Origin of the sequence: Mesorhizobium sp. M7A.F.Ca.CA.004.04.2.1 (assembly GCF_004022825.1) — a bacterium.
Lineage (GTDB): Bacteria > Pseudomonadota > Alphaproteobacteria > Rhizobiales > Rhizobiaceae > Mesorhizobium.
This window is the reverse complement of the sequence record NZ_RZPH01001847.1, coordinates 1-380: the sequence shown is the minus strand read 5'-3', so window position 1 is coordinate 380 and position 380 is coordinate 1. Positions and strand designations below refer to the sequence as shown.

Sequence of the window (380 nt, the reverse complement as noted above, 5' to 3'; positions counted from 1 at the left end):
GGGCAGGAGCTACGCCGCCGTCGCGGCGTAGCCAAGCTCACTAGGCGTTAGCTTTGCGGTTCTTCTTGGCGCCTTGCGCCATAACGGAAACATGGTCCCACTTGTCCCATGTGGCGAGTCGGTTGGCGTATTCCTGGCGTATCATCGGCAGGCCGCCGTCGCCGAAGAACACCCTGAGCGGTGGCTCGGCGGCGTCGACAATGGCCAGCATCGCCGGCCCGGTGGCCTCTGGATCGCCGGCAACGGAATTGGCGCGGCGCTCTGCCATCTTCGCACGGGCGGGCGCATAGGCCTCGATCGGCTGAGAGATCTTGGCCGACGGGCCGGCCCAGTCGGTGGAGAAGCCGCCCGGTTCGACCAGCGTCACATGGATGCCGAAT

Annotated in this window: 1 pseudogene; it reads right to left on the bottom strand. The window is 66.3% G+C overall.

Annotated elements, in window-relative coordinates:
• Nucleotides 1-40 precede the first annotated feature (40 nt).
• Nucleotides 41-380 (bottom strand): annotated as a pseudogene (locus tag EN893_RS37895) (short-chain dehydrogenase/reductase); the annotation flags it as partial.